The 7,289-nt window shown below is 42.9% G+C and carries 6 protein-coding genes; 2 read left to right on the top strand and 4 right to left on the bottom strand.

Annotation, left to right across the window (positions count from 1 at the left end; all coding sequences use genetic code 11):
- The 3 genes from JG770_RS10490 to JG770_RS10480 form a co-directional block, all read right to left on the bottom strand.
- Positions 1 to 384 (bottom strand): MBL fold metallo-hydrolase (locus JG770_RS10490; protein WP_291958749.1); only part of this gene is annotated, 384 nt, incomplete at its 3' end.
- Positions 385 to 671: 287 nt separating this feature from the next.
- On the bottom strand, positions 672 to 1,106 hold the full coding sequence (locus tag JG770_RS10485) for a Fur family transcriptional regulator (protein ID WP_291958747.1): 435 nt from the start codon (positions 1,104 to 1,106) through the stop codon (positions 672 to 674).
- Positions 1,107 to 1,663: 557 nt separating this feature from the next.
- A complete protein-coding gene (locus JG770_RS10480) occupies positions 1,664 to 2,329 on the bottom strand; it encodes an aminoglycoside 6-adenylyltransferase (RefSeq protein ID WP_291958744.1) in 666 nt (221 codons plus the stop codon).
- A 140-nt stretch (positions 2,330 to 2,469) separates the two neighbouring features.
- Between JG770_RS10480 and JG770_RS10475 the strand changes: the two genes are divergently transcribed.
- Positions 2,470 to 4,524 (top strand): penicillin-binding transpeptidase domain-containing protein, encoded by a 2,055-nt coding sequence (locus tag JG770_RS10475; protein WP_291958741.1) that lies wholly within the window; start codon positions 2,470 to 2,472, stop codon positions 4,522 to 4,524.
- A gap of 257 nt (positions 4,525 to 4,781) precedes the next feature.
- A complete protein-coding gene (locus JG770_RS10470; protein ID WP_291958738.1) occupies positions 4,782 to 5,495 on the top strand; it encodes a manganese catalase family protein in 714 nt (237 codons plus the stop codon).
- Positions 5,496 to 5,734: 239 nt separating this feature from the next.
- Here the strand turns inward: JG770_RS10470 and iscB are convergent, their stop codons facing one another.
- Entirely contained in the window at positions 5,735 to 7,153 is a 1,419-nt protein-coding gene (gene iscB / locus JG770_RS10465) for an RNA-guided endonuclease IscB (protein WP_291958736.1), read from the bottom strand.
- Between the last annotated feature and the right edge of the window lie 136 nt (positions 7,154 to 7,289).

Genomic DNA, 7,289 nt, shown 5'->3' with positions numbered 1-7,289 from the left:
CTTTGTAAGTACAAGACTACTTTTAATATCATCATAATCGTCGGGTGACCACGGAATACCGACCTCATAGAATTCCTTTCCGTCAGAATTTACCGCATACCTTTTCGCGAAAGCGGCTTCATGTACGTAAACCTTCGGGAATCTTTCCATTTTTGGGAAATAGACTAATCCGCCGCAATGGTCATAATGGCCATGGCTGAGCACAACAAAGTCGGTTTTATTCAAATCCACGCCCATCCGTGCAGCGTTGTGGCAATAAACATCAGATTGACCGGTATCAAACAAAATATTAACTTTTTCATACTCAATATAGATTGATAAGCCATGCTCCGCAAGAAAACCCCGCTTTTTCGTCCTGTTATCCGTAAGGATATATATTTTCATATATTTAACAGCTCCTTAGTTATCAGTAATAAAATTTGTGGGCTTATGCCTACAGCAACCATTTTAGTGCAATTATGAACATATATCAATATGTTTAGCGGATGAAAATGGCTTTGGTGGGATGAAAGGCGGCGATAATCGATATGCCGTTGCAGCAAGTCATGGTTTGCTGCGTAAACATCGAATTCAGGGTTGGGACATCAACCCTTGCGGGAGAAAGCGTAAGACCTGCTTTGTCAGGCATCCTTCGATGGTCCAGAATCCCACGAATTTATTCTTGGGGTATGTCAATTCAATCTGCAATTGCTGCAGTATCCGTAAATTTTCATTGATTTATTGGCAACCTCGAATCCTTTGTCTTCTAAAATCCGGTTTTTAAACTCTTCAGCTATTCTATCGTCTAATTCCTCCAATTGTCCACATTTTAAACAAATTAAATGATGGTGCACTAATTTATCATACATTATCAGCTCATATCGTGCCGATGAGTTTTCCATCGATAACTTTGATACTATACCAATTTTTTCGAATAATTCCAATGTACGATATACCGTGGCCAGCCCTATCTTTTTATCATTATCTTTTGCTGTAAGAAGCTCATAAATATTCTCGGCTCCAAGGTGATGTCCCCTGCAATTATATAATATCTCCAATATAGCCTTTCTTTGAGGTGTAATCCTCAAATTATTTTCCTTAAGCAAACGATAAAAATAGTCAAGCAAACCAACTCACCCCTTTCAAATCAAATTTCATTTGCTAATGATCAAAGTATGAGCGGCATGAAATTGAAGGCCTTTTATATTATTTCTGCCATATATTCCTTTATGTGTAAGAACGATTTTATAAGAAAGAGGCAGGTTTCTTCCTGCTTCTTTCTGTCATTTCCCTAGTAACTTCTTACCATAGTTGTACCACACTTGGGGCATTTCATAGACGTACAAGGAACTCCTGCCGTATGAGTAACTTTTTCCCCGCATTTTGGGCAAACACAATACCCCGCAGGTCCGGCACCCGTTGTTCCCTGCCGACCTCCTAATCCTGCTCTTCTCCCTGCAATTGGCCCTTGTCCCAGAGGACCGGTCCCATCTCTTCCAGGCATAATCACACCTCCCTTCTTAAGTTATAAGCTGATAGCTTCACATTGTCCGCAGCCAACACTTTTCCCCTTTGCTTAACTTAGCAGCTATAGACTCATCTCCATTGATAAACGCCTCACAGCACAAAGTATAATTTATTGGCTCATGCCCTACAACTATATTAACCCTATTATGGGCATATGTCAATAACTATATGTAGAAAATTTTTTATACATATTTTCGGTATATCTTGTGATGTTTTTATCATAATCCGGATAAACAAAGTCGAGTACTTCCGATACCTCCTTAGACACCGTTCGGAATAACTCATAGCATATAAACAGCGATTCCCAGATATTCTCACAGGAATCCATGCGATATGTAGATAAAAGTCTATTCCATAGATCTTCATTAATGTATTTGTTAATATACTTATAGTTTTTCCCAACGCTTAATGAAAAGCCCGTCTCTATTCCAACTTTCCATGATATCATTCTAAGCAGTTCACGTCGTACGATCTGATTCAAATGATCTGCAGTAAACAGTATCTCCCTACGGCACAATCCTTTAACTACATAAGTAGATACCCACCAAAATTCATTGCAGCAGTCATCATATAAATATGAAAACCAATTCCCAAGTTCATGTGGGAATAATGACATGGCCTCTGGTTTTTGCATAAATATTCGTTCTCCAAAATATTCGAGCCACTTATCCTCCTTCTTAAACGATTCTATATCAGTCACAGCATATGTAACATCGTAATCTTGAAATTCATCTTTTGGTACATTCGCATTTGTGCGTGAGCCTTCCATGCCCATAACTCTAATCCGTTTGTCCTTTTTTGCAAATGATAAAATCAACTCCATTGCGAGTCAAAATCGCTGGCAATGTTTGATTTGTGGCCATAGAAAAGCAACAAAAATTCATGCTATTAGCAGACACTGGGTTTGCTATTTTCCACACTTTGATATAAAATTGTAAGTGAAATAAATATGGAGGAGTTTATATGCAAGCCTTAAGGAAGTTTTTCATCCCGATCTGCACAGTGCTTGCCTTAACGATAGTATTAGCGCTAAACGGATGTGAGGCACCGCCAAAACCCGAAGAAACCGCTCAACATTTCTTGTCCTTGTGGCAGAAACAACAATATGCCAACATGTATGAACTATTGACTGCTAATGCTAAGGCCTCTATTGACGAGCAATCTTTTGCCAATCGGTATAAAAACATATTTGATGGCATGGAACTGCAGGCCATGGAATATAATATCGGTACACCATCCATTTCGGAAGATAATAAAGATGCAGCATCAATTCCGTTAAGCATTACCTTTAGAACCTCTACGATCGGCGATATAACGTTGTCGTATAAGATGCAGTTAATCAGAAAGGATGGAATATGGGGCATAGAATGGAACCCCAATCTGATATTGCCTCAATTGACTGGCGATGACAAAGTAAAGGTATCGCGTCAACCAGCTAAAAGGGGCTCCATATTTGACAGAAACAGCGTACCTTTAGCTACCCATGGCAATGTGCTATCTATAGGAGTGGTGCCCGGTAAAATAAAAGATGAAGTGCTATTGCAGCAGCGGCTATCACAGCTATTGTCTATGAAGCCGGAAGAGATAAAAGCTAAATATACGCAATCCTGGGTTAAACCAGATCTATTTGTGCCTATACGCTTGTTGCCGGCTGACCTACCTGATGATGTAAAGCAAAAACTATTAGCCATTCCCGGCGTTATGATATCTAAAGCCACCGAGCGGGTGTACCCGTACAAATCAGCTATGGCTCATGTTATCGGATACATAGGCGAAATTTCGCAAGAAGAGTTGGCTAAATTAAAAGACAAGGGATTTCAGGCAGGCGACAAAATAGGGAAAAGCGGACTAGAAGCTGCCTTTAATGATATGTTAGCAGGTACACCTGGTTTTACCGTAGCCATTGTGGATAATCAGGGAAACGAAAGATATAAGGTGGGTCAACGCCCTAAAAAAGACGGAGCCGCCGTATATACAACTATAGATATAGCATTGCAACAGCAGTTGGAAAAAGCTATGGCCAATAAAAAAGGTGCTACAGTAATAATGGAGCCAAAAAGCGGCGAAATCCTGGCTATGACCAGTCACCCAAGCTTTGACCCCAACATGTTTTCGCTAGGCATGAGCTCTGACCAATGGCAAGCAGTAAATACCGATCCCCAAAAGCCGTTGCTTAATCGTGCCATACGTTCATCATATCCACCAGGCTCTACATTTAAGTCTATAACAGCTGCAGCGGGTATAGATAGCGGTCTTATTGATCCCAACGAAGCTATAGATACATCGTCGGGTAAATGGCAGGCATCAAGCGCATGGGGCAATTATTATGTAACTCGCGTAGCACGACCGGATAAACCCGCCGTCAATATGCGTGACGCTATGATATGGTCGGACAACATATATTTCGCCCAAATCGCATTGAAGATGGGCAAAAACACAATGGCGAATTATGCCCAACGGTTTGGTTTTGGCCAGGATATACCCTTTGTATTGCCCACAACTAAGCCGGCGCTATCACCTAATGGCAATATAGAAAACGATATAGCATTAGCTGATACAGGTTACGGCCAGGGCAAACTTATCACAACACCGCTGCACATGGCCATGGTGTATTCGGCTTTTGCTAACGGCGGTACATTGCCCAAACCGCTAATAATATCGCGCATACAGGATAAAAACGGCAATACCATGGAGCGATTCACACCTACAGCGTGGCTGTCCACCGACCTTAAACCCGAAACTCTGTCAGCCATCACGGCATTTCTACGTGACGTCATAGATCAGCCCACCGGCACCGGCTATGCAGCTAGATTGCCGGGGCTGTCGTTGGCCGGCAAAACTGGTACCGCCGAGATCAGCAGCGATAAAAGCAAACTGCCCATTGGCTGGTTTATCTCTTACGGACCGATCGATAACCCTCAAGCCGTAATAGCAGTAGCTATAGAAAGTGCGTCTTCAGGCAGCCACGATGCCTTGCCGGTGGCAAAGACACTATGGCAGTATATTTTAAATCGATAGGTTGTGCATATTCTTTATATTTTTTGCCAAACTAAAATATTGAAAAATACGTAGGGAATTTCATCCTGTTACAAATAATTTGGGGCATACAATGGATGAAATAAACCATTAAAGTACTTAATTGCTAATATCGGAGGTTAAGAATTGCGAACGATTATATAACTAACAGTATATAATGTTCAGGTTTCTTTGCCTCCGATTTGGGATAAATCATGTAACTTTGTTACAAATACATTATACTAGGAGGAAATAATTTAATGTTTAAACATGACAAACAACTACTGAAAGATGTTCGGGTAGACGGCCCAAATCCGAATTATGCCAATATGCTGCAGGAACAATTGGGAGGGCCACAGGGTGAACTAAAAGCAGCGATGCAGTATTTATCTCAAAGCTATCGAATCAAGGATCCTAGAATTAAAGACATGTTTCTGGATATTGCCTCAGAGGAACTTAGCCATATGGAAATGGTCGCAACATTAGTCAATCTCCTTAATGGACATCAGGTTGATGCTTATAATACAACCGTAGGCAACATTGAGGCATCTGTGCTGACAGGCTTAACGCCGATGCTTGCAAATGCATCCGGATATCCTTTTACTGCGGCGTATGTAAATGAAACTGGGGACCTTGCCGCCGATATTTTATCGGACATAGCTGCAGAACAGAGGGCTAAAGTTGTCTATCAATATTTATATCGCCAAATCAATGACAGCGGAGTACGTGAAGCTATTGACTTTCTGCTGAATCGTGAAGAAGCGCACAACACGCTCTTCCGAATGGCTTTCAATATGCTTGAAGAAACAGGATCTCTTAAAGATTGGGGAGTAACGGAAGATTCAAAACAGTATTTTGATTTATCTACCCCTGGTAAGTTCTTTGATGCTAATAATTTAACCAATCCGAAACCTCCGAAATTCAATATTCCCAACCAGCAGAATACACAACAGCCTGCCGGTATAAGACAATAAAGTTTAAAGGATAATTACTAGTGTATTGATACTTACAACAGATGTGCTCGGGCTTGTGATGAATGCACAAAGCTTCGCTTGAATGCTCGGCAATATGCAAACAGGCGGCCTGCTTCATGTCCTTTGACGCATAGTTTTTAAAATAATAAGCCAGGCACTCTACGTAATTGAAGCGTAGAGTGCCTGGCTTTGTCACTATGTTTGTTTTCCCAAAAATTAATGGGTATAATCCAAGTGTTTTATCTTTTTGACAAAAGGGCAAAGGGCATCCGATGGATTGCCGTCTGGATGCAAGAGGTAAAAACGATTGTGTATCCATCGTATCTTTGTATAACATGACAATACTTATAAGATATGCCCTGTGCTAGGTTTTTGCCTGTGGCACTGCGTATATCAAAGTATCCCGTCCTCCTTATGGCTGCATATCCTGTGTATTTGCCTTTGTATTTTCCTTTCGGGACATCGGCTCTGATATAATCGCCATTTTGAAATCCAAAGAATGTCTTCTCTCTGGATAGATAGCCTCTTGGAAATCCGTTTTTGTCCGCAAGTGTCCTCTGCCTTGTACCTCTGCCTTTAGCATGGAATTCCAGCACATATGCCGCCTTAAATTTGAGGTTATGCGGCGTGCTGGCACCTACGCAGCAGGCATCGTAATAATGCTCTTTCGGCAAACCATGTCTTAGACGCTGCATCTTTGTTCTTGCTCCGCTCCCGCACTCAACCGGCAGCCCCACTTCTTTCAGCCTGTCGTATAGCTCCCAGCGCGTGGCGTTCATCATGGCGGCGTCTTTGAGCGGCTGTTTGGCTTGTTTCTGCACTTCGGGAAAACCGAACTCTTCTGCTGTCATGTCGCCCTTCTTCTGGTTACATTTGTGACAGGCCAGCGTCAGGTTGGTTATCCTGTTGCTCCCTCCTCTGGATTTTGGGATTATATGCTCTACTTCCAGCGGTACGTTTTCTTTGCCGCAGTATACGCATTTCCTGCCCCATTTCTCCAACAGGTATTCTTTGACTTCGTAGCCTGCCAGTTGGCCGTGCTGATACTCCACCCCTTCAATGTTCTGGTTCTGCATAAGCTGCGTATCAAATTTGATGTGTTCTGTTGATATGGCAGCTATCGGCATGCTTTTGCACAGTTTGTTGATTATGCTCATGGTCTGGTCCACGCGGGCGTTCAATGATGGCGGCAGCCATCGGTCTCTGTACCCGTTGTCGCGGCGCGGATGGCATTTGCTGCAGTATCGGCTGTCGTGTTTTGCGTTGTTGCCGCAGCAGGCGCATTTGTTTGGATGTCGGTTGTTATACCTTGCCTTGCGGTATCGCGTCTTTCGGTTGCGTCTGCTCCGGCGCTGTGCCTGTCTTTGTTTTAGCGATTTCTTTATGCCTGGTTTGTGGTGTATTTGCGCTAGATAGATTGCTTTGCCGCAGTCCGGATCGTTTTCTTCAGTAACCGCTACACCGGTTGTTTTGCTGCCCGGGTCAAGTTTGAGCCTTAACGGCTGCAGCTGGCTTTCTTCTACTGTCCTGTCCTTTAGCCGTATGGTGAACGGCTGCATTTTATGCACTACCGCACGGCCTCTTGTAAGGAGCAGCCGCGCTCTTTTTTCTGTGCATGGCATCAGTGGTTTCTTATGTTTGTCCAGTACGAATACCATCTTGCTTTTTTCTCCTTTCGGAGCCCCTTACGAGGCTGGTAACGCAATTGTTATTGTCTCTCCTCGCCAATGTTGGCAGTCAGTACGCCCGCATGGCACCGCCCTTACCCATCGGGCTTTTAACCATGCGGTTGCA

The organism is Mahella sp. (assembly GCF_020054945.1).
GTDB lineage: Bacteria > Bacillota > Clostridia > Mahellales > Mahellaceae > Mahella.
Note: the sequence above shows the minus strand (reverse complement) of the source record. Positions and strands in the feature narration are given on the sequence as shown.

Bases quoted from the DNA above. Each gene is read 5' to 3' on its own strand.
- JG770_RS10480 (WP_291958744.1), bottom strand. From the start codon at position 2,329: ATGGAGTTGATTTTATCATTTGCAAAAAAGGACAAACGGATTAGAGTT.
- JG770_RS10475 (WP_291958741.1), top strand. From the start codon at position 2,470: ATGCAAGCCTTAAGGAAGTTTTTCATCCCGATCTGCACAGTGCTTGCC.
- JG770_RS10470 (WP_291958738.1), top strand. From the start codon at position 4,782: ATGTTTAAACATGACAAACAACTACTGAAAGATGTTCGGGTAGACGGC.
- iscB (WP_291958736.1), bottom strand. From the start codon at position 7,153: ATGGTATTCGTACTGGACAAACATAAGAAACCACTGATGCCATGCACA.